The 19,850-nt window shown below is 70.3% G+C and carries 23 protein-coding genes; 11 read left to right on the forward strand and 12 right to left on the reverse strand.

Translation table 11 applies throughout. The features are described 5' to 3' along the window. The coding region (locus tag ISU10_RS15555; protein ID WP_194697335.1) for a DUF222 domain-containing protein at positions 1-484 on the forward strand (484 nt) is incomplete at its 5' end. Between the two features lie 232 nt (positions 485-716). On the opposite strand, the gene ISU10_RS15560 is transcribed toward ISU10_RS15555, so the two are convergent. Further along, positions 717-1,382, reverse strand: coding sequence for a TetR/AcrR family transcriptional regulator C-terminal domain-containing protein (locus tag ISU10_RS15560; RefSeq protein ID WP_370865488.1), 666 nt, complete (start codon positions 1,380-1,382; stop codon positions 717-719). 114 nt (positions 1,383-1,496) lie between these two features. Here ISU10_RS15560 and ISU10_RS15565 point away from each other — a divergent pair, with 114 nt between their 5' ends. Next, positions 1,497-2,153 (forward strand): DUF4386 family protein, encoded by a 657-nt coding sequence (locus tag ISU10_RS15565; RefSeq protein WP_194697336.1) that lies wholly within the window; start codon positions 1,497-1,499, stop codon positions 2,151-2,153. 204 nt (positions 2,154-2,357) lie between these two features. Here the strand turns inward: ISU10_RS15565 and ISU10_RS15570 are convergent, their stop codons facing one another. Both ISU10_RS15570 and ISU10_RS15575 read right to left on the reverse strand, forming a co-directional pair. After that, entirely contained in the window at positions 2,358-3,059 is a 702-nt protein-coding gene (locus tag ISU10_RS15570; RefSeq protein WP_228501079.1) for a sulfotransferase, read from the reverse strand. Positions 3,060-3,063: 4 nt separating this feature from the next. Further along, positions 3,064-3,426: a DsrE family protein gene (locus ISU10_RS15575; protein WP_194697337.1), complete on the reverse strand. Its 363-nt coding sequence runs from the start codon at positions 3,424-3,426 to the stop codon at positions 3,064-3,066. A gap of 22 nt (positions 3,427-3,448) precedes the next feature. On the opposite strand from ISU10_RS15575, the gene ISU10_RS15580 reads away from it, so the two are divergent. Genes ISU10_RS15580 through ygfZ form a run of 3 tightly spaced genes read left to right on the forward strand, consistent with a single transcriptional unit; the run spans position 3,449 to position 5,390 of the window. Beyond that, positions 3,449-3,991, forward strand: a complete 543-nt coding sequence (locus ISU10_RS15580) for a heme-binding beta-barrel domain-containing protein (protein WP_194697338.1) — start codon at positions 3,449-3,451, stop codon at positions 3,989-3,991. Then, positions 3,988-4,419 (forward strand): Fur family transcriptional regulator, encoded by a 432-nt coding sequence (locus ISU10_RS15585; RefSeq protein WP_194697339.1) that lies wholly within the window; start codon positions 3,988-3,990, stop codon positions 4,417-4,419. The genes ISU10_RS15580 and ISU10_RS15585 overlap by 4 nt, the downstream gene beginning before the upstream one ends. Continuing rightward, positions 4,416-5,390 carry a CAF17-like 4Fe-4S cluster assembly/insertion protein YgfZ gene (gene ygfZ / locus ISU10_RS15590; protein WP_194697340.1) on the forward strand — a complete coding sequence of 325 codons (975 nt, stop codon included), beginning with the start codon at positions 4,416-4,418 and terminating at the stop codon, positions 5,388-5,390. Before ISU10_RS15585 ends, ygfZ begins: the two co-directional genes overlap by 4 nt. A 15-nt stretch (positions 5,391-5,405) precedes the next feature. On the opposite strand, the gene ISU10_RS15595 is transcribed toward ygfZ, so the two are convergent. The 4 genes from ISU10_RS15595 to cysC all read right to left on the reverse strand — a co-directional run bounded on the left by ISU10_RS15595 (position 5,406) and on the right by cysC (position 9,974). Then, positions 5,406-6,665 (reverse strand): sulfate adenylyltransferase subunit 1, encoded by a 1,260-nt coding sequence (locus ISU10_RS15595; protein WP_194697341.1) that lies wholly within the window; start codon positions 6,663-6,665, stop codon positions 5,406-5,408. Then, entirely contained in the window at positions 6,665-7,609 is a 945-nt protein-coding gene (cysD, locus tag ISU10_RS15600; protein ID WP_194697342.1) for a sulfate adenylyltransferase subunit CysD, read from the reverse strand. The genes ISU10_RS15595 and cysD overlap by 1 nt, the downstream gene beginning before the upstream one ends. Before the next feature lie 89 nt (positions 7,610-7,698). Next, a complete protein-coding gene (locus tag ISU10_RS15605; protein ID WP_194697343.1) occupies positions 7,699-8,709 on the reverse strand; it encodes a sulfite exporter TauE/SafE family protein in 1,011 nt (336 codons plus the stop codon). Positions 8,710-8,762: 53 nt separating this feature from the next. Beyond that, positions 8,763-9,974, reverse strand: a complete 1,212-nt coding sequence (cysC, locus tag ISU10_RS15610; protein ID WP_228501081.1) for an adenylyl-sulfate kinase — start codon at positions 9,972-9,974, stop codon at positions 8,763-8,765. A 69-nt stretch (positions 9,975-10,043) separates the two neighbouring features. On the opposite strand from cysC, the gene ISU10_RS15615 reads away from it, so the two are divergent. The 4 genes from ISU10_RS15615 to ISU10_RS15630 are packed head-to-tail and all read left to right on the forward strand — an operon-like array spanning position 10,044 to position 13,661. Continuing rightward, on the forward strand, positions 10,044-10,538 hold the full coding sequence (locus ISU10_RS15615) for an RNA polymerase sigma factor (protein ID WP_194697344.1): 495 nt from the start codon (positions 10,044-10,046) through the stop codon (positions 10,536-10,538). After that, entirely contained in the window at positions 10,531-11,721 is a 1,191-nt protein-coding gene (locus tag ISU10_RS15620; RefSeq protein WP_194697345.1) for a hypothetical protein, read from the forward strand. The genes ISU10_RS15615 and ISU10_RS15620 overlap by 8 nt, the downstream gene beginning before the upstream one ends. Then, complete coding sequence (locus ISU10_RS15625) at positions 11,718-12,335, forward strand: hypothetical protein (protein WP_194697346.1); 618 nt, start codon at positions 11,718-11,720, stop codon at positions 12,333-12,335. The genes ISU10_RS15620 and ISU10_RS15625 overlap by 4 nt, the downstream gene beginning before the upstream one ends. Before the next feature lie 45 nt (positions 12,336-12,380). Next, positions 12,381-13,661 carry an ArgE/DapE family deacylase gene (locus ISU10_RS15630; protein ID WP_370865491.1) on the forward strand — a complete coding sequence of 427 codons (1,281 nt, stop codon included), beginning with the start codon at positions 12,381-12,383 and terminating at the stop codon, positions 13,659-13,661. 125 nt (positions 13,662-13,786) lie between these two features. Here ISU10_RS15630 and ISU10_RS15635 read toward each other — a convergent pair whose 3' ends face one another. From ISU10_RS15635 to ISU10_RS15655, 5 genes are read right to left on the reverse strand one after another with little or no spacing between them, the layout of a single operon-like run. Next, complete coding sequence (locus ISU10_RS15635) at positions 13,787-14,500, reverse strand: ABC transporter permease (protein ID WP_194697347.1); 714 nt, start codon at positions 14,498-14,500, stop codon at positions 13,787-13,789. Then, positions 14,497-15,423 carry an ABC transporter ATP-binding protein gene (locus ISU10_RS15640; protein ID WP_194697348.1) on the reverse strand — a complete coding sequence of 309 codons (927 nt, stop codon included), beginning with the start codon at positions 15,421-15,423 and terminating at the stop codon, positions 14,497-14,499. Before ISU10_RS15640 ends, ISU10_RS15635 begins: the two co-directional genes overlap by 4 nt. 2 nt (positions 15,424-15,425) lie before the next feature. After that, positions 15,426-16,307, reverse strand: coding sequence for an ABC transporter permease (locus tag ISU10_RS15645; RefSeq protein WP_194697349.1), 882 nt, complete (start codon positions 16,305-16,307; stop codon positions 15,426-15,428). 4 nt (positions 16,308-16,311) lie between these two features. Then, positions 16,312-17,229 carry an ABC transporter ATP-binding protein gene (locus ISU10_RS15650; RefSeq protein WP_194697350.1) on the reverse strand — a complete coding sequence of 306 codons (918 nt, stop codon included), beginning with the start codon at positions 17,227-17,229 and terminating at the stop codon, positions 16,312-16,314. 4 nt (positions 17,230-17,233) lie between these two features. Next, a complete protein-coding gene (locus ISU10_RS15655; RefSeq protein WP_194697351.1) occupies positions 17,234-18,397 on the reverse strand; it encodes a glycosyltransferase in 1,164 nt (387 codons plus the stop codon). Between the two features lie 23 nt (positions 18,398-18,420). Here ISU10_RS15655 and ISU10_RS15660 point away from each other — a divergent pair, with 23 nt between their 5' ends. Together ISU10_RS15660 and ISU10_RS15665 are read left to right on the forward strand one after the other, a co-directional pair. Continuing rightward, complete coding sequence (locus ISU10_RS15660; protein WP_194697352.1) at positions 18,421-19,377, forward strand: asparaginase; 957 nt, start codon at positions 18,421-18,423, stop codon at positions 19,375-19,377. 74 nt (positions 19,378-19,451) lie between these two features. Continuing rightward, positions 19,452-19,841, forward strand: coding sequence for a helix-turn-helix domain-containing protein (locus ISU10_RS15665; RefSeq protein ID WP_194697353.1), 390 nt, complete (start codon positions 19,452-19,454; stop codon positions 19,839-19,841). The last annotated feature ends 9 nt before the right edge of the window (positions 19,842-19,850 follow it).

Here is a 19,850-nt window from a genome sequence, read left to right on the forward strand (position 1 = left end):
GACCAGCATCATCGTCACCATCCCCCACCAAACCCTGCTGACCGGGCTCGGCACCGCGGCCACCTCCACCGGGGACACGATCACCGCCGGACAAGCCCGACGGCTGGCCTGCCAGGCCGCGATCCTCCCCGCCATCCTCGACGGTGACAGCGAGGTCCTCGACCTCGGCCGCACCTCCCGGTTCTTCAAAGGCCCGCTCCGCAAGGCCCTGGACCTGCGTGACAAGGAATGCACCACCCGCGGCTGCCACGTCCCCGCCGCCTACTGCCACGGCCACCACTACCGACAACCCTGGGCCCACGGCGGCACCACCAGCCTCACAACGGCAAACTCCTCTGCCCCTTCCACCACCACCGAGCCCACCACCCCAACTGGGACACCCACCACCACCCCGACGGCACCACCACCTACACCCGACGCCAATAGGCCAGGCATAGACTGCGCGTCCCTCCGCTCGAGTTCCGGACGCACTCTCAGCCGATGAGAGGGCGCTGAAGATTCCTGCTCGACGTACGATCGCGCCCGTGCAACCGCTGGCTGAGGTGACGCTCACGCGGCCATGGCACTGGGGAGTCGCCATACTGGGCGACCCGCTGGCGGACCTACCGACAGAGTTCGACGGACGCGCCGTATCAATGGGCCGCGAGGATCCACCACCTCCACCCGACGCCGATGAGATTCACGACCACACCGGAGAGGCATCTGCCTGCGGCTCTTCAGGCGAGCGTTGTGGCAAGACCATCCAGGACCACGGCCAGTCCGGAGTCGAACTCCTTGCCGTAGTCGAAGCCGGGCTTCAGCACGTGCTCCACTGTCATCTCGAAGAGGTAGGGGAACTCCGAGGCCGGAAACGTCTCCATGATCGCTGCGGTCATGGCTGCCAGCTCTGTCTCGTCGCGGAAGGGCAGGTTGACTTCCTGCAACACGAACCCGTGCACGTAGCTGTCCACCGCCGAGATGGCGTGAGCAGCCTGTTGAACCGAGAAGCCACCCTCGCGGAAGCATCGGATCCCGGCCTCCAAGAGCGCCAGGGTCGCTGACCCCGGGCTGGTTCGCGAGGCCATCAGGCTGACGGCCCACGGATGACGACGCAGGCACGTGCGGGTGTGCCTCGCCCGCTGGCTGATCGTGTCGCGCCAGTCGGGCGAAGGCGCGGGTAGTTCGATCTCGGCCGCCACGAGATCGACCAGCCCGTCGAGGATCTGGTCCTTGCTCGCGACGTGGTGGTAGAGCGACGCGGCTTCCACGCCCAGCTCTCGGGCCAGCCGGCGCATGCTGACCGCCTCGATCCCCTCGCGGTCCGCCAGCTCAAGTGCGACCTCGAAGGTCCGCTCGCGGTTCAGGGGCGCCTTGCTCGCGGCTTCGGCTGACCTGCGGCCCACGGTTTCCCACCTCCCGCGCTATCGACAATCTAACGGCGTTAGAATAGCGTCTCGATCTAATCTAACATCGTTAGATAAGCCGTCGCTCCCGACGCTGCCGAAAGGGCCTCCACCATGACCACCCTGAGCGTCACGAGCACCACCCAACCCCGACCCGACGCGCCGAGCTACCAAAGGACGGGGACCGCGACCGCAGTCGGCGTCCTGTTCGTGATCCAGATGGTCACCGCCATGGCCGGCACGTCCCTCATCGAGGCCTTCGTGGACGGCAACTCCGCCCGAGGCCCCATGACCATCGGCGTCCTGCTGATGACGGTGGCCGGACTAGCCGTCGTCGCCATCGGCCTCCTGATGTACCCGGTCCTCAAGGAGGTCGCCCCACACCTGGCCGGTTGGTACCCAGCTCTACGGATCGTCGAGTTCGCCGTGTCGGCCGCCTGCGGCGTCTATCTCCTGGTCCAGTCGGAAGTCGTCGCGAACCACATGCTGTGGGTCTACGTGCCGACCGGGCTCGGCGGCATCATCTTGACCTACGTGCTCCTGGTCTCGCGGCTGGTGCCGAGAGCGATAGCGCTCCTCGGCCTCGTGGGATACGGCTTGCTCACCATCGGAGTACCCCTCGACCTCCTCGCCCTCCTCGACATGAGTGCAGGCGGCGGGTTGCTCCTCGTCGTGCCCGGCGGCCTGTTCGAGCTGCTCGTCCTCCCGATCTGGCTGATCGCTAAGGGATTCGCTTCGCCGCAGCGTCGGCTTGCTGCTGCTCATGCGTAGCCCATCGCGGTGATGACGTCTCCGAGCTCCCCCTCGACGTACTTCCGGGCGGCTGGGTCGAGCTGCCCATCGCGCGCGGACAGGGAACGCGCCTCGAAGCGCGAACGGGTCGCTGCGTCCTCGACGCCGAGCTGCCCGAACAGCGCCTCGCGCTGAGCGGGCCAGTCGGCCGCGAGGTCCTCGGCGCGGACCTCGACGTACCTCCTACCGGTCAGGTCTGCCGAGGCCTTCCACGACAGCCAGCGCCCATAGACAGGCGCCAGCCAGGCGAGGACGCCGTCGATCGATCGTGCTCGGGGCCCAGGGCTGGTCGAGGTGGGAGGAGACCACCGCGACGGGGTGGCGCTTGACGTGCACGATGGTGGCCTCGGGGAACAGTTCCCAGAGGAAGTCCATGGACAGGAGGTTGAAGGGCGTCTTCTCGCACCACGTCGGCTTGCCGGCGTCCGTGGCCGCGCCAGCGAACATCGTCTCGACCGCACGCCGCAGGACCGCGGCGAGCTCGCGCCGGTCGCCGAAGTACTTCGGGAGCACACGTGGCCGGCTGCTCGGCGCGGGCTCGTCGTACGTCGCCGCCACGAGGTCCGACCACAGCCGGTCGACTGCCGCCCAGTAGTGCCGCTCGCCGATGACCTCGGGCAGCGAGTGCCCGCGGTCGCGGTCGCGCCGCTCGACCATGCGTACCCGCAGCATCTCGCCCAGCCGCTGAAGGGCATCAGCTCCGACGATCGGGTCACTGCGGATCGTGAGGGCGTCGGCCAGGTCCCGCAGCCCTCCGGGGTCGACGATGAAGTGCGTCTCCATCGGAATCCGATGGATCAACGGGTGCTCGCCGATGACGTCGGCGAGCTGGGAGGTTCCCGAACGGCCCGTGCCCGCCACGAAGACCGGTGAGGGACCTGGCATCGGCTCAGTACACGAGGGCTTGGACGTCGTCGGCGAGAGCCTCCTCGACGAACACGGCAGCACCGGCGATGCGCACGCCCTTGAGCACGTCGTCGGCGGCGATGCCCCGGCGCTCGGCGCACTGGGTGCACAGGGTGACCCGCCCTCCCGCGAGCACGGCGGCCAGCAGGTCGGCCAGCGGTGCCGCCACCGGCAGCGAGAACTCCTCCGCCCGGCCGGGTACGGCGAACCAGGCTGCTTCGCCTGTCAGCCACAGGCTCACCTCGGCGCCGGAGGCCAGAGCCGTGGCCGAGACCGTGAACGCCTGGTTGCACCGCTCCGCGTCGTCGGCGCCTGCGGTCACCTTCACGACAAGTCCTCGGGGCATGCCGCAACACTAGAGTGAGGGGGTGCCGTTCGAGATCCCGGAGAACATCCACGAGCTGTGTGCGCCGTTGGCGTGGCTGATCGGCAGCTGGCGAGGCAACGGGCACGGCGACTACCCGACGATCGACGGGTTCCAGTTCGGGCAGGAGCTGGTCTTCCAGCAAGACGGCCGGCCGTTCATCCACTACTTCAGCCGGGCCTGGATCGTCGGCGACAACGGCGAGTTCGTCCGCAACGCCGCCCAGGAGACCGGGTTCCTGCGCCCGCAGCCCGACCGCACGGTCGAGGTCGTGCTGGCCCACAACACGGGCTTCGTGGAGATCTGGCACGGCGAGATCCACCCCGACCAGCCTCGCCTCGAGATCGTGACCGACACCGTCGCGCGCACGACCACCGCCAAGGCCTACACGGCAGGCAAGAGGCTCTACGGGTACGTCGACGGGGACCTGCTCTACGCCTACGACATGGCCGCGATGGATCAGGAGCTCCAGCCCCACACCTGGGCGCGACTGCAGCGCGGCGGCGGCTCTGCCGAGGGCGGCGGCCGTCACGCGGGGGAGCCGTGAGCGACCAGGCAACCGGTCTCCGCGCGCGTCTGCGCGACAGCGGCTACCGGCTGACCCCCCAGCGCGAGCTGATCCTGGCTGCCGTCGAGAAGCTCGGCCATGCCACGCCCGACGAGGTCCTCGCCGAGGTGCACCAGCAGTCCACGGCGGTCAACGCCTCGACGGTCTACCGCACGCTGGAGGTCCTCGAAGGCCTCGGGCTGGTGCGCCACGCTCACCTGAGCGACCGCGCGCCGACGTACCACTCGGTGACCGACCACGAGCACTTCCACCTGGTGTGCCGGAATTGCGGTCGGATCGTGTCTGTTGGACCCGACATGCTCGCACCCCTCGGCGCCCGTCTGCGCGACGAGCGCAACTTCGCGGTCGACGTGGGACACCTGACGATGTTCGGTACCTGCGTCGAGTGCGAGACGGTGGACTCGTGACCAGCCCTTTGCTCAGCCTGCCCGGCGCCGTCGAAGGCAACGGGATCGACGCCGGCGTGGCCGCCCACTACGGCTCCTTCAACCGCGAGCAGCGCGTGCTCGAGGCCCTCGACGGCTTCGTGGACCTCTCCCACCGCGACGTGGTGCGCGTCAGCGGCCCCGACCGGCTGACCTGGCTCCACTCGCTGACGACGCAGTACTTCGAGGGGCTGGCGCCCGACCGGTGGACCGACGCGTTGATCCTCTCGCCCCAAGGTCATGTCGAGCACGCCTTCTCCGGTGTCGACGACGGCGAGGCGTTCACGGCCCACACCGAGCCCGGCGCAGCCGCGGCGCTGGTGGAGTTCCTCGACCGGATGCGGTTCATGATGCGCGTCGAGGTCGCCGAGGTCACCTCCGAGCTGGCTGTCACCTGGCGACCACGGGTCTCGGCCGGCTCGAGCGCCGATGAGGCGGCCTACGAGCTGGTGCCACGCGACCGCCTCGAGGCCTATGCGCGCGCGGCGGGCCAGCCCTGCGGCACCTGGGCGTTCGAGGCGCTGCGGATCGCGCGCGGTGAGCCGCGTCTCGGCCTCGACACCGACCATCGCACGATCCCCAACGAGGTGGGCTGGATCGGCCAGGCAGACCGTCCCGGCGCCGTCCACCTCGACAAGGGCTGCTACCGCGGCCAGGAGACGGTGGCCCGGGTGCACACGCTCGGCCGTCCGCCGCGCCGCCTGACGCTGCTCCACCTCGACGGCTCCGAGAACCGCCTACCCCGCCAGGGCGCTGACCTCCTCCACGACGGCAGGGTGGTAGGCATGGTCGGCAGCTCCGCCCGGCATCACGAGCTCGGCCCGATCGCCCTCGCGCTGGTCAAGCGCAACGTCCCGATCGAGGCCACCCTCGACGCCGACGACATGCCGGCGTCCCAGGAGGTCGTCGTCGACCCCGAGGTCGGCCTCCACGTGCGACCGAACCTGCGCTGAGTCGCGGGTCAGCGATCAGCTGGCGCTGTTGATCATCCCGGCGCCGACGGTCACGCCGGTCGCCTCGTCGATGAGGATGAACGACCCGGTGGTGCGGTTCTTGGAGTAGGCGTCGCACAGCAGCGGCACCGTGGTGCGCAGCTGGACGCGCCCGATCTCGTTCAAACCAAGGCCATTGGTCGCTGCCCCTTCAACGTCGCGGTGCAGCGTGTTGACGTCGAGGCGGTACTGGATGTCCTTGACCAGCGCGCGGCCCATCCGGGTCGTGTGCTTGATGGCCAGCTTGGCGCGCGGTCGCAGCGGCGCGTTGGTCATCCAGCAGATCATCGCGTCGATGTCCTGGCTGGGGCTCGGGGCGTTCTTGACGCGCGCGATCATGTCGCCTCGCGAGACGTCGACGTCGTCGGCCAGCCGGACGGTCACCGACATCGGCGGGAAGGCCTCTTCGACCTCCCTGTCGAACAGGTCGATGCCCTCGATGGTCGAGGTCATGCCACTGGGGAGCACGACGACCTCGTCGCCCTTCTTCAAGACACCACCGGCGACCTGACCGGCGTACCCGCGGTAGTCGTGGTACTCGTCGGACTTCGGGCGTACGACGTACTGGACCGGGAACCGGGTGTCGACGAGGTCGCGGTCGGAGGCGACGTGGACGTGCTCGAGGTGGTGCATCAGCGTCGGGCCGTGGTACCAGGGGGAGTTCTCGCCCCGGTCGACCACGTTGTCGCCGTTGAGCGCCGAGATCGGGATGACCTCGAGATCGGGGATCGACAGCTTGGTCGCGAACTGCGTGAACTCCTTGTGGATCCGCTCGTAGATCTCCTCGGACCAGTCGACCAGGTCCATCTTGTTGACGCAGAGCACCAGGTGGGGCACCCGCAGCAGCGAGAGCAGCACCGCGTGGCGGCGCGACTGCTCGGTGAGGCCCTGCCGGGCATCGACCAGCACCAGGCCCAGGTCGGCGGTCGAGGCGCCGGTGACCATGTTGCGGGTGTACTGAACGTGGCCCGGGGTGTCGGCGATGATGAACTTGCGGTTGGGCGTGGCGAAGTAGCGGTAGGCGACGTCGATGGTGATGCCCTGCTCGCGCTCGGAGCGCAGGCCGTCGGTCAGCAGTGACAGGTCGGTGTACTCGTGGCCCTTGGAGACGCTGGTGGCCTCGACGGCCTCGAGCTGGTCCTCGAAGATCGACTTCGAGTCGTAGAGCAGCCGCCCGATGAGCGTCGACTTGCCGTCGTCGACCGAGCCCGCCGTGGCGAAGCGGAGGAGGTCCATCAGAAGTAGCCTTCCTTCTTGCGGTCTTCCATGGCCGCCTCGGAGAACCGGTCGTCACCGCGGGTCGCGCCGCGCTCGGTGATGCGAGCGACCGCGACCTCCTCGATGATCTTCTCGATCGTGTCGGCCTCGGACTCCACGCAACCGGTCAAGGTGATGTCGCCGACCGTGCGGAACCGGACCGTGCGCTCCTCGACGACCTCGCCGGGGCGCAGCGGGTTGTGCTCGCTCTCCGACATCCACATGCCGTCGCGCTTGAAGACCCGACGCTGGTGGGAGAAGTAGATCGAGGGGAGCTCGACCTTCTCGCGGCCGAGGTAGTCCCAGACGTCGAGCTCGGTCCAGTTGGAGATCGGGAAGATCCGCATGTGCTCGCCGGAGTGGATCTTGCCGTTGTAGAGGCTCCACAGCTCGGGACGCTGCATCTTGGGGTCCCACTGGCCGAAGTCGTCGCGGTGGGAGTAGACGCGCTCCTTGGCGCGGGCCTTCTCCTCGTCGCGACGGCCGCCGCCGAACATCGCGGTGAAGCCGTTCTCCTCGATCGCGTTGAGCAGGGTGCCGGTCTGGAGGCGGTTGCGACTGGTCTTGCCGTCGTCGACGACGATGCCGTTGGCGATGGCGTCCTCGACGCTGGCCACGATCAGGCGCACACCGAGGCGCTGCACCCAGCGGTCACGGGTCTCGAGCACCTCGGGGAAGTCGTAGCCGGTGTCGATCTGCAGCACCGGGAACGGGATCTTGGCCGGGAAGAACGCCTTCTCGGCCAGCCGCATCATCACGATGGAGTCCTTGCCGCCCGAGAACATCAGGCACGGCTTCTCGAACTCGGCCGCCACTTCCCGGAAGATGTGGATCGACTCCGCCTCCAGCTGGTCGAGCTGGCTGAGCTGGTAGTCGACGTGGGTAGCGGGAGCGGTGTTCAGCGCAGTGTCCTCGGTCGTCATCGTGTCGTCAGGTACCTCTCGGTTCGGATCCCCGTCATGCTATCGGGGGGTGCGGGGAGCCCTCCCAATCGCGAAGGGTGTGCTCGCGCTCACGGCGAGCCGTGAGGGGTATGACGCTCGTGCCCCGCGGAGTAGGGGTCGCGCTCGAGCTCGGCCACGGTCGGGGACCCGAACATCGGCAGTCCTTGCTGCTTGCGGAGCACACCCCAGACCAGCGGCACGACCACCAGCATCAGCAGACCGACCCCCGCCACGAGCATCGGGTGGGTGTCGTCGTCACCGGCGCCCAGGGGCGCCCAGCCGGCCTTGTCGAGCAGTGCCACGCCGCTCATCGTGAGCACGATGACGATGCCGCGCCGGATGACCGACTGCGGCACTCGCGGCGCGATCTTGCTGCCGATCAAGGTGCCGGGCACCGACCCGATGACCAGCGGGATCAGCAGCGACCAGTCGAGGCCGTGCAGCGCGATGTTGGAGATGGCTGCTGCCAGCACGAGGGGCACCGCCTGCACGAGGTCGGTGCCGACCAGGCGGACGGCGGCCAGGCCGGGGTAGAGCATCAGCAGCGCGATCATGATCACCGAGCCTGAGCCGACGCTGGTGATGCCGACCAGCAGGCCGCCCAGCGCGCCCACGAGCAGGGTCGGGAGGGGGCGGATCCGCGGGTTGTCGTCGACCTCGTGTCCGCGGCGTACGCGTCGCAGGTTGATGTAGAGGCGCAGGGCGTAGGTCGCCGCGGCCAACAGCAGCGCGAAGCCGATGCAGAGCTTGAGCGTGCTGTCGAGGTCTGCGGGGTCGGTGAACCAGTCGACCAGGTGGGGCCCGAGCAGGGCCATCGGCACCGAGCCCAGGATCAGCCACTTGGCCAGCTGCATGTTGGGCGAGCCCTCGCGCCGGTGCACCAGCGCGCCGCCGGTCTTGTAGACCGCTGCGGCGGTGAGGTCGGCGGTGACGACGGTCGCAGCGTCGCCGACGCCGAGGAAGATCAGCGCCGGTGTCATCAGCGCCCCGCCACCCATGCCGGTCAGGCCGACGACCACGCCCACGAAGAAGCCAGCAGCGAGGATGGAGAAGAACGAGTCGTTGATCAGGTCCTGCATGGTGTCCTCGGGGTGGTCGGTGCAAACCGCAATAACTCTACTGATTCAGGGCGCTATTGCAGCAAACCCGCCGCCGCGGCGAGCACCTCGTCGCGGCAGTCCTCGATCGTGCGACCGGTGGTGTCGATGCGCAACGCGGCGTCCTCCGGCTCCTCGTAGGGGGAGGAGATGCCGGTGAACTCCGGGATCTCGCCACGCCGGGCCTTGGCATACAGCCCCTTGCGGTCGCGCCGCTCGCACTCGGCCAGGGGGGTCGCGACGTGGACCAGGAAGAACGCCCCGCCGGCATGCTCGACCATTTCGCGCACCTGCTTGCGGGTCGCGTCGAACGGCGCGATCGGCGAGCAGACCGCCAGCCCGCCGTGCCGGGAGATCTCGGCGGCCACCCAGCCGATGCGGCGGATGTTGGTCTCGCGGTCCTCCTTGCTGAAGGTCAGTCCGGCGCTGAGGTGGCGGCGTACGACGTCGCCGTCGAGGCTGGTGACCGTCCGGTCGCCGATCTCGAGGATCTGGTCCATGACCGCCTGGGCGAGGGTGGACTTGCCGCTGCCGGAGAGTCCGGTGAAGAACAGCACCACGCCCTGCTCGCCAGGCCCTGGACGATCGGCGTCGACGATGCGGGCGATCTCGTCGGGCAGCGGAGCATCGGGGTCGGTCTCCGGCAGAGCGGCCACGGGATCGTCCGCGGCGTAGGCGCCGAGCACCTGGACGCCGAGGTCGTGGTCGGTCTGGGCATCGCCGTGGGAGGCGAGGGGTACGGCGACCACGAGGGCGTCGTCGAGCCGTGCGGCGGCCGCGAGACTCGCCCGGAGGAGCGCGACGGGGCTCAGGGCAGGGGTGCCGTGCCCGACGAGGGCGATCAGCACCACCCGACCGTCGAGGTCCGCCAAGAGGGCGAGCTCGTCGACGTCGAGAGCGTCGGTCACTGGCACGAACGTCGCGCCGGCGTGCTGCTCCCTCACCTGCGACGGAGTCAGGTAGAGCCGTCGAAAGGGGCCGTGCTGGGCGTGCGTGAGGACGGTGACCTCTCCCGTCGCCGTCACCCTCGCCAACGGCAGGCCCTCCGGGTCTACCAGCTCGACGTCGTGGCCCACCAGCTCGGCCGGCAGGGTGAGCGTCACGGGAGACCCAGGCTCGTTGAACCTGGTCGTCGGCGCGAAGGCTCCTGAGCTCAACAGCTCGAGGTCGTCGAGCTCACGGGGCGTGGGGTGGTACTGGACCACGGGCTGGGGCGCCGACACGGCGGCCATCTTGCCATTGCCCATGAACCGGATCGCCTCGTCAGGTGTCGTGGAGGTGGATCATCGAGAAGCGATGTCGTGAGGGTGAAGCCGATGGGTGCAGAGGGCTACGTGCGCGAGGTGTACGACGCGTCGTACGTGCGCCTCGTGGTCCAGCTCCTCGCGCTGACGGGGGACCTGGCCGACGCCGAGGACGCGGTCCAGGAAGCGTTCGTGAAGGCACTCGGCCAAGGTGCGAGGTTCGCCCGGCTCGACAACCCCGAGGCCTGGCTGCGCACGGTCGCGCTGAACCACGTGCGGAACCGCTGGCGCCACCTCGACGTGGTGCGCAGGTTCCAGGCCAAGGTGCCGGGGCCGATGGCTGCGCACGAGATCGGACCCGAGCCCGTCGCCGTCGTGCAGGCCCTGGGGACGCTGGACCTCGCCCACCGGACCGTGGCCGTCCTCTTCTACCTCGCCGACCGATCGGTCGCCGACATCGCGAGCGAGCTCGGAGTGCCCATCGGCACCGTCAAGACCCGACTGGCGCGCAGCCGGCAGCTGCTCGCCCCGCTGCTGTCCGTGCCCGAGGAGGCCGACCATGTCTGATCTCGACCAGCTGCGAGAGCTCGGGCGGCAGCTGCCCAAGCCTGCTTTCGACGACCTGCTCGACACGCAGCGGCGCCGCCGTCGGCAGGCGCGTGTGACGGGTGCCTCGACCCTGGCCGTGACGGCCGTCGTGGTCGCCGGCCTCCTCGGGTCGTCGGCGTGGACGGACCGGAGTGAGCCGCAGCCCTCCGGCCAGCCCTCGTCGACGACGAGCCCGACTCCCACGCCCGACGGGGGGCCGCAGGTTCCCGTTGGACAGCAGACGATCGTGGCCGACGTCGGACCCGATGACGTGCGCGGCTTCGACGAGCTGGCGAGGCTGACCAGCTCGCAGTCCGAGCACGCAGGGGACACCCAGCTGACCACAACAGTGGCGACGAGCAACGGGACCGCCTTCGTGGAGGTCTACTGCCGTGGCGGCCGCGACCTCTACTACTTCTACGACCGCGAGGACGGCGCCTCTGGCTACGGATCCTGCTCGCCCGACGCGGACACCACCTTGGCGCCCAGCAGTGACATCGGTGACGAGGTCGTCACAGACACAGCGGTGCCCCTCCGCATGCGGATGTGGCTCGCGCGCCCCTCGTCGGCGTACCTCGACTGCTTCCGGCAGGGCACGTCCGACTGCAACGCGGAGTACGGCGAGCCGCAGGCCGTGGTGGTCCCCGACGCGGAGTTCGGGTTCGCGGTCTACGAGCACCGTCCTGCTCCGGTCCTCCACCTGTTCGGCCGCGACTACGACGCGGTCAGCACGATCGGCGGATCCGCGTGGCTGCTCGACCGGGCCGTGCTGGCCGCTCCCGGCGCGAGCACGCTCGTCGCCGAGCTGCCTGCGTCGGACCAGGCTCACCTCGTCGACACCTACCAGGCACCCAGCCCGCACTTCGACAAGTGCGTCGAGCAGAACCGAGACGAGCTGCCCGACTACGAGACGACGCAGAGCGCGGACTACTGGGCCGCCGTCGACGAGCTGTGCGGCGTGACGCTCGAGCTGGTGGTCGACCGGAGCACCGTCCCGCGCGACGGCTCCGAGCAGCGTGGTCACTTCACCGAGCTCGGCCAGCGGCTCTCACCCGGTGCCGCACACACGATCGAGGTGCGCGTCGTGCGCGGTGACCCGCGCAATGTCAGGTACGCACTCGTCGTCCGCACCGAGACCCCGCTGCCGTTGGGGCTGCGATGAGGATCCCGGCTGTTCTGACCGTGCTGCTCTGCCTGGTGGCGACGGGCTGCGAGGACTCCCAGCCGGAAGCCTCCGCGTCCGTCACGAGCGGTGCCGGGTCCACCTCGACGCTGTCGTTCCTGGTGCAGCCCCGCATGCACCCCGTCGACGCGACGCTCGAGGTTGCCGACGGCTTCGAGGCCGAGGACACGTGGTACGTCGTCTCGGCGGATCACGGCGCCTTCCTCGGTCTCTGGACTGCCGACCAGGTCGATCGCGACGCGTGCCTCGTTCCGGACGACGATCTGGTCACGCCCGGGCCGTCGGTCCAGGACCTCGCCGACGCGCTGGTGTCCCAGAAGGCGACTCGTTCCACGCAGCCCGAGGCGGTGGTGCTCGCCGGCTACGACGGGCTCTACCTCGAGCTGACCGGTCCGCCCGACCTGGGCGTCTGCGACGAGCGTCCGGGACTCGCCGACGAGCGGGGCATCTACGTCGACGACCAGGTCGACCAGCTCTGGATCCTCGACGTCGACGGTCAGCGCCTCATCGTCGACTCGTCGTACGGACCCGACACGGCCGCGGACCTGCGAGACGCCCTGGGCGCCATGGTCGAGTCGCTCGAGATCAGTTGAGACGAGCTGCCGCGGGCTGGCACCCGCGGGCGCTACGGTCACCCGGTGACCGGACCCAGCCTGTCCGGTGCCGAGCTCCGGGTGCTCGACGCCCTGGACGAAGACGCATTGGTCGGCGACCTCGTCGACCTGATCCGCATCCCCAGCGTGACAGGCAGTGACGCCGAGTCCGACCTCCAGCACCGCGTCGCCGGCCGGCTCACCGGCCTCGGGTTCGACGTGGACGCCTGGCAGCTGGACCTGGCCTCGCTCGCCGACCATCCAGCGCACCCGGGCACGGAGGCGACGCGGACCGAGGGGTACGGCGTCGTCGGCAGCTTCGGGCCTGCCGGGATCCCGGCGCTGGTGCTCCAGGGCCATGTCGACGTCGTGCCAACCGGCGACCTCGACAAGTGGCAGGACCGCGACCCCTGGAGCGGCCGCGTCCGCGGCGGCACCGTGCACGGACGGGGCGCCTGCGACATGAAGGCCGGAGTCGCCGTCAACCTCGCGGTGGCTCGTGCACTCGCGGTGGCCGGGGTGGTGCTGGAGAGGCCCTTCGCCGTGCACAGCGTGATCAGCGAGGAGGACGGCGGGCTCGGCGCGTTCGCCACCTTGCTGCGCGGACACGACGGCGAGGCCGCCGTCATCACCGAGCTGACCAGCGGCAAGGTCGTCGTGGCCAACGCCGGTGCGCTGACCTTCCGGCTGCGCGTCGCCGGCCGCGCGGCCCACGGGAGCGCGCGGCTGTCCGGCCACAGCGCCCTCGATGCCTTCCTGCCCGTGTACGCCGCCCTCGCCGAGCTGGAGCGCGAGCGGAACGCGCGGCCCGACGCTCTCTTCGACGACAACCCGCTGCCGTACCCGATCTCGGTCGGCAAGGTACGTGCGGGCGACTGGGCCAGCAGCGTCCCCGACCTGCTCGTCGCCGAGGGCCGCCTCGGCGTCCAGCTCGACGAGCCACCGGAGCAGGCGCGCGCGACGCTCGAGCGAGCCGTCACCGTCGCCTGCTCCCGCGACCCCTGGTTGGTCGATCACCCGGTGGAGGTGACCTGGCCCGGCGGGCAGTTCGCCAGCGGGCGTCTCGCGGCCGACCATCCGCTGGTCGCAGAGGTGCTGGCCGCCGTGCACGACACCGAGAGACGGCAGTCCTCGATCGGGGCCGCGCCGTACGGCAGCGACCTGCGTCTCTACCAGCACCTCGGCGGCATCGCGACCCTGCACTACGGACCCGGCGACGTCCGCTTCGCCCACGCCCCCAGGGAGCAGGTCGAGGTCGCCGAGCTGGTGCGCACCGCCCGCTCCCTCGCAGTCACCGCGGTACGGCGGTGCGGGGCGCACCTCTAGGTGGCGCCTCGTCGCGGATCACCTGGTCGATCGGGTAGCCGGACGCGATGAAGGGACCGCCGAGATGTCGGAGGATCCCATCCGCATGCTGGCCGCGATCCTCCGATTCGTTCGAGCGGAACGAGCTACTCGTCGCCGCGCAACGTGAACGACCGCAACCGGTCTCCGGCGAACCACAGCGAGAACGCGGTCACCACGAGTGACGCGAGCACGGCGTAGGTCAGGCCCGTGCCCGGGTCGTCGACCGCGGAGCTGACGGCGGAGGCGATCTCGCGACCCCACGCGCCGATGGCGAGCCACTTGATGCCGCTGAGCAGCCCGCCCAGCAGGCCTTCCCACAACAGCACGAACAGCAGCCCCGCGACCACGGCATGACGGGTGAGAGCGGCAAGGGCGAGGAAGAGTGCGGCGTACGTCGTGCCGGCGACCGCGCCGCCCACGGCCCAGGCCAGCGCCTTGCTGGGCGCGTCGGCCTGGAGGATCAGGCCGGCGAGGAAGAGGGGGACGGCGCCCAGGGCCATGGTGGCCAGCCACGCGACGGCGTACTTGCTGAGGGCGACGACCCGACGAGGTACGGGCTTGGCGATCAGGTAGACGATCGAGCCGTCGTCGACCTCGGGACCGAGCACCGCTGATGCGGCGAGCAGCGCGACGAGGGGGAGGGCGAGCGTGAAGCCGACCGCGTTGACGATCTCGTACCCCGTGCCGGACTCGGTGAGGGCGCGTACGACGATCGCCAGCGCGACCACGACAGCGGGGATGAGCGCGAGGACGAGCCCACGTCGTCGGCCCAGCAGGGCCTGGGCGGACAGCCGCAGGATGGTCGCGTTCAAGGTCACCGCCCCACCAGGTAGGCGAAGACGCTCTCGAGCGACTCGTCGGTCGGCGACAGCTCGATCAGGCGGACGCCCGCGTCGTGGGAGACCCGCGGCAGGCGGTGAGCGAAGCCGCCGAGGTCGCTGACCGAGACGTCGACGCCACCTCGGCCGGCGACGACGGGGCGCAGGCTGACGGCGACGACGGAGGGCTCGGCGATGAGCGCGCTGGCCAGGCGGCGGTCGTCGCTGCTGACCACGACGTACTGCACGGGCCGGTCGGTCATCAGCCGGCGGATCTCGCCGAAGTCGCCCGAGGCGGCATGCCGGCCCGAGACCACGACCTCGATCTGGCGGGCGACCTGTTCGACCTCCTCGAGGATGTGGGAGCTGAACAGCACGGTCCGCCCCTCGGCGCCGAACCGCTGCAGCAGGGCCATGAGGTGCAGACGCTGGCGCGGGTCGACGCCGTTGAACGGTTCGTCGAGCAGCAGCACGCCCGGGTCGTGCACGAGGGCGGAGGCGAGCTTGACCCGCTGCCGCATGCCCTTGGAGTACGTGCCTATCCGGCGGGCGGCTGGCTCGACCATGTCGACGATCTCCAGCGCACGCTGGGCTGCTGCACCCGGATCGGGCAGCCCGTGGAGCTCGGCGTTGGCGATCACGAACTGGTGACCGGTGAGGTAGCCGAAGCTGATCTCGCGCTCGGGGACCAGCCCGATCGTGCGGTAGACCTCGGTGTTGCGCCAGATCGGGGTGCCGTCGAGGGTGACGCTTCCGGCCGACGGCGACAAGAAGCCCGACATCAGGGCGATCAATGTGCTCTTGCCCGCACCGTTGGGGCCGAGCAGACCGGTGACGCCAGGGCCGATCGTCATGGTGATGCCGTTGACGGCGACGACGTTGCCGTACCACCGGCTGACGGCATCGAGACTGATGGTGGCCACGGCTACCGTCCAGCGATCCGGCGGTAGCGGAGCAGGAGCAGCGCGAACAAGACGATCGCCACGAGCACCATCACGACGAAGTACGTCGCCGACATCGCGCCGGAGCCCCGCGGCAGGACGAACTCCTCGTCGGTCCATGCGGTCGTGGCGCCGCGCAGCAGGGAGTACGGCGAGAACAGGCCCGCCACCTCGCCGACCCGCAGCTCGCCCTGGTCCCGGGCGATGCCCTGGACGGCGGTCACGACCCCGTTGCCCAGCAGGAGCACGACGATGGTGGACACGATCGCGAAGCCCCTGCGCAACGAGATGGAGGCGATCAGGCCGCCGACACCGGTGAGCATCAAGGCCAGGAGGCCGGCCAGCACGACCGCCTTGGCGGCGTCGCGCGTCTGCTCGCCGAAGTCGAGCTCCGCCAGGACCGCTCCGACGTACAGAGCGATGACCGGCACGAGCAGGAAGACCAGCGTCGCGGCGAGCAGCGAGGCCCACCGGGCGGCGGCGTAGGCGGCCGAAGACAGTGGTCTGGCCAGGTAGAGCGCGATCGACCCGTGGCGCAGGTCGCGCGAGAACAGCACCGGTGCCTGGGCCGCCACGAAGATGCTCAGCAGGATCTGGGTGGCCGAGGCGTAGCGCGCGTAGGCCAGCGGCAGCTCGTTGAGGTTGAACAGGGTCATCGCGCCCACGATGATCACTGCCGGCAGCAGGTTGATCACCAGCAGCAGGAACGGCAGCACCTTCGACTTGTTGGAGCGTCCCAGCCCGAAGGCGTTGCGGAATCCGCTGACGAAGAGCGCGAGCGCGATGTGGCGGCCGGTCTGCCTCGGGCCGTCATAGGGGCGGTAGCCGAGGTCGTGGATGACGCCGGTGGGCGGGGTCTCAGGCATCGGCTCAGGCATCGGCGAACACGTCCTCGATGCGCCGGTGGTCGGCCTGGATCCGCACGAGCCCGAGCCCCAGCTCGAGAGCCGTGTCGCGCACGAGGTCGTGGACGTCGACCGTCAGGTCGGGTGCCGGCTCGAGGGCGAGCAGTCCACCGCGGCGCTGCACGGGCACTCCGGCGGCCAGGAGCGCCTGGCCCATGCGTGCCTGGGCGTCGTCGCCGAGCACCTCCACGAGCAGGGTGCCGGTGACGTCGAGGAACTCGCTGGTCTCCGAGGCTCGCAGCAGCCGACCACTGTCGAGGATCACCACGTGGTCGCTGACCCGCTCGAGCTCGCCGAGCAGGTGCGAGGTGACCAGCACCGAGATGCCGAAGTCGTGCCCGACCCGCTGGACCAGCCCGAGCATGTCGTCGCGGGCCGCCGGGTCGAGGCCGTTGGTGGGCTCGTCGAGGAGCACCAGCCGCGGGTCGTGGACGATGGCCTGCGCGAGCTTGGCCCGCTGCTTCATGCCCGTCGAGTAGCCGCCCATCGGACGGTACCTCTCCTCGGCCAGCCCCACGTGGCGCAGTACTTCGGCGGCTCGCTCGCGGGCGGCGACGCGCGGCAGCCCGGACATCATGCCGAGGTGCACCACGAAGTCGCTGGCGCTCACGTCGGGCGGCAGGCAGTCGTGCTCGGGCAGGTAGCCGACGCGGGCCCTGATGGCCGGGGCGTCGGCGGCGAGGTCGAGGCCGAGCACGCTGGCGGTGCCGGAGGTCGGTGCGACGAGGCCGAGCAGGATCTTGATGAGCGTGGACTTGCCAGCGCCGTTGGCACCCACGAGGCCGGTGATGCCGGGCGCGATGTCGATGGTCAGGTCGTCGAGCGCGAGGACGGCACCGTAGTCCTTGGTCAGACCCGCTGTCTGGATGACCCCCGGCTGCACACGGTCACCCTACGAGGGACTCCAGCAGCCGCACGGCATCCGACGCCGGCGGCAGGTCGGCGATGTCGCCCGCGACCTGGTTCGCGGAGAGGGCGTAGGCAGGATCGGCGAGGACGGTGACCACCGCGTCGGCCGCGAGTGCGACCGAGCCCGGCCCCATGGGCACCGCGATGCCGGCACCGACCGCCGCGACGTGCAGGCTGTTGGCCAGCTGGTCGGAGGTGAAGACCGGCATCACCACCTGGGGCACGCCGGCCGCCAGCGCGCCCATGGTGGTCCCGAAGCCACCGTGCCCGAGCATCGCGTCGGCGTGGGCGAGCAGATCGGCCTGTGGCCACCACGGCTCGACCCTGGCGTTGGCCGGCAGCGGACCCAGCCCGGCAATGTCGAACCTGCGGCCGACGGTCAGCAGGATCCGTGCGTCGACCTCGGCGAGGGCCGCCAACAGCTCGCCGAAGAGGCCGGCGAACGGCGGCAACGAGGCCGTCACCGAGCCGAGCGTCACGTAGACCAGCGGCAGGCCGGGATCGCCCCAGGCCTCGGGCAGGGGACCGGTGCCGCGAGCAGGGGCGGGGTCGCGGAAGCGGCTGACACCGGGCAGCGCCTCGCCGACCGCGTCGTCCAGTCGCTGCGGCACCGTGCTGAGCACGGGTTCGCGAGTCAGTGAGTCGGCGCAGCTACCGGCCGGCAGCCCGGCGAGCGTGTCGAGCTCGGCCAGCGGCTCGGCCACCAGCGAGGCGAACCTGCGCACGATCTCGTGCATGCCGATGCAGACGTGGACGTGAGGTACGCCGGCGCGCTGGGCCGCGGCGACGCAGGCCAGCTCGGCGGACTCGCGGACCACGAGGTCGGGCCGCCAGCGCTCGATGGTCGCGCTGACGGCGGGGAGTCCCGCCTGTGCGTCGATGCGCCCGAACACGTCTCGCACGACCGTGTCGTCGGCCTCCTCGAACGACATGCTCGGCAAGCCGGCCATCACCGGCCCGATGAGCTCCGGCGGCGCGTCGGCGAAGGGCTCGTGCCCGAACCCGGCGTCCTCGAGCCGACCGGCGAAGGACGCCGGCGCCGCCACCCGTACCTCGTGGCCGGCATCGACGCACGCCCGCGCGAACGGCACCAGCGGACCCCAGTGTCCGTCGTTGGCGGTGGTCGCGAAGAGCACTCGCATGGCCGAACGCTAGCGTGAGCCGCATGTCGTTGCCGGTCGTCGCCGAGGTGGTCCGCTCGGGCTTCGTCGAAGGTCATCACCACGGCTCGGTGGTCGCGCTCGGCGCGTCCGGCGAGGTCGACTGGTCGATCGGCGAGGTGGCCGCCCCGATCCTGCCGCGGTCGTGCAACAAACCCCTGCAGGCGCTGGCGATGGTGCGTCTGGGCCTCGACCTCGAGCCCGAACTGCTCGCACTCGCCTGCGCTTCCCACTCGGGCGAGGAGTTCCACGTCGCCGGGGCCGGCCGCATCCTGGCGCTCGGCGGCCTGGACGAGTCGGCGCTGCAGACCCCACCCGACTACCCGCTCGACGACGAGGCACGCGACGCGGTGATCCGCGCGGGAGGCGACCGCGCGCCCATCTTGATGAACTGCTCGGGCAAGCACGCCGCGATGCTGCTGACCTGTGTGGTCAACGGCTGGGACACCGCGACCTACCGCGACCCCGCCCACCCGCTGCAGGTCGCGATCTCGGAGACCTTCGCCGAGCTCACGGGCGAGCCCGTTGCGGTGGTCGCCGTCGACGGGTGCGGGGCGCCCTTGCTCTCGGCCTCGCTGACCGGGCTGGCCCGCGGCTTCCGGGCCCTCGCGACCGCGCAGTCCGGGCCCGAGCGGCGGGTGGCGGACGCGATCCGCAACCACCCGGCGAACGTCTCGGGGACACGGCGCGACGAACGCGCCCTGCTGACCGCGATCCCGGGCGCGATCGGCAAGGCCGGCGCCGAGGCGTGCTACGCCGTGGCGCTGAGCGACGGCCGGGCGTTCGCCCTCAAGGCCGACGACGGCTACCCGCGGGTGCGGCCGGTGCTGATGGCCGCCGCCCTGCGTCGCAGTGGGGTCGACACCGAGGCAGGCGTCGACACGGACGCCGTACGGGCGACGGGCGCTGCACCCCTGCTCGGTGGGGGAGTGCCCGTGGGTGAGATCCGCGCGACCTTCTGATTCCAGCCGGCTGAGACGCGGATCACGCAGCCTGGAGTTTGCAATTTGCTAACTAGTGTTAGCACACTGGGTACATGGCCAGGACCAAGGTGGGCCAGCTGGGTGGCCAGCTGGGGGAGTACCTGAAGGAGCAGCGCACCCAGTCGCGCCTGTCCCTTCGCCAGCTCGCCGACCAGGTCGGCGTCTCCAACCCCTACCTGAGCCAGATCGAGCGCGGCTTGCGCCGTCCCTCGGCCGAGGTGCTCCAGCAGCTCGCCAAGGCCCTGCGCATCTCCGCGGAGCAGCTCTACATCCGTGCCGGCATCGTCAGTCCCGACGACTCCCACATCGCAGTGGGCGGATCCGTGGAGCTGGCCGTGCTCAACGACGCCTCGCTCACCGAGCGTCAGAAGCAGACGTTGCTGGACGTCTACGCGTCGTTCATCCACCAGAACGACGACCTGCACGACCAGTCGACCGCATGACCAACCCAC

Origin of the sequence: Nocardioides agariphilus (assembly GCF_015352445.1) — a bacterium.
GTDB lineage: Bacteria > Actinomycetota > Actinomycetes > Propionibacteriales > Nocardioidaceae > Nocardioides > Nocardioides agariphilus.

Coding starts and splice junctions, on each gene's coding strand:
- ISU10_RS15570 (WP_228501079.1), bottom strand. CDS start 3,059: ATGCCAGGTCCCTCACCGGTCTTCGTGGCGGGCACGGGCCGTTCGGGA.
- ISU10_RS15575 (WP_194697337.1), bottom strand. CDS start 3,426: ATGCCCCGAGGACTTGTCGTGAAGGTGACCGCAGGCGCCGACGACGCG.
- cysD (WP_194697342.1), bottom strand. CDS start 7,609: ATGACGACCGAGGACACTGCGCTGAACACCGCTCCCGCTACCCACGTC.
- ISU10_RS15615 (WP_194697344.1), top strand. CDS start 10,044: ATGGGTGCAGAGGGCTACGTGCGCGAGGTGTACGACGCGTCGTACGTG.
- ISU10_RS15595 (WP_194697341.1), bottom strand. CDS start 6,665: ATGGACCTCCTCCGCTTCGCCACGGCGGGCTCGGTCGACGACGGCAAG.
- ISU10_RS15625 (WP_194697346.1), top strand. CDS start 11,718: ATGAGGATCCCGGCTGTTCTGACCGTGCTGCTCTGCCTGGTGGCGACG.
- ISU10_RS15645 (WP_194697349.1), bottom strand. CDS start 16,307: ATGCCTGAGACCCCGCCCACCGGCGTCATCCACGACCTCGGCTACCGC.
- ISU10_RS15620 (WP_194697345.1), top strand. CDS start 10,531: ATGTCTGATCTCGACCAGCTGCGAGAGCTCGGGCGGCAGCTGCCCAAG.
- ISU10_RS15565 (WP_194697336.1), top strand. CDS start 1,497: ATGACCACCCTGAGCGTCACGAGCACCACCCAACCCCGACCCGACGCG.
- ISU10_RS15665 (WP_194697353.1), top strand. CDS start 19,452: ATGGCCAGGACCAAGGTGGGCCAGCTGGGTGGCCAGCTGGGGGAGTAC.
- ISU10_RS15655 (WP_194697351.1), bottom strand. CDS start 18,397: ATGCGAGTGCTCTTCGCGACCACCGCCAACGACGGACACTGGGGTCCG.
- ISU10_RS15660 (WP_194697352.1), top strand. CDS start 18,421: ATGTCGTTGCCGGTCGTCGCCGAGGTGGTCCGCTCGGGCTTCGTCGAA.
- cysC (WP_228501081.1), bottom strand. CDS start 9,974: ATGGGCAATGGCAAGATGGCCGCCGTGTCGGCGCCCCAGCCCGTGGTC.
- ISU10_RS15605 (WP_194697343.1), bottom strand. CDS start 8,709: ATGCAGGACCTGATCAACGACTCGTTCTTCTCCATCCTCGCTGCTGGC.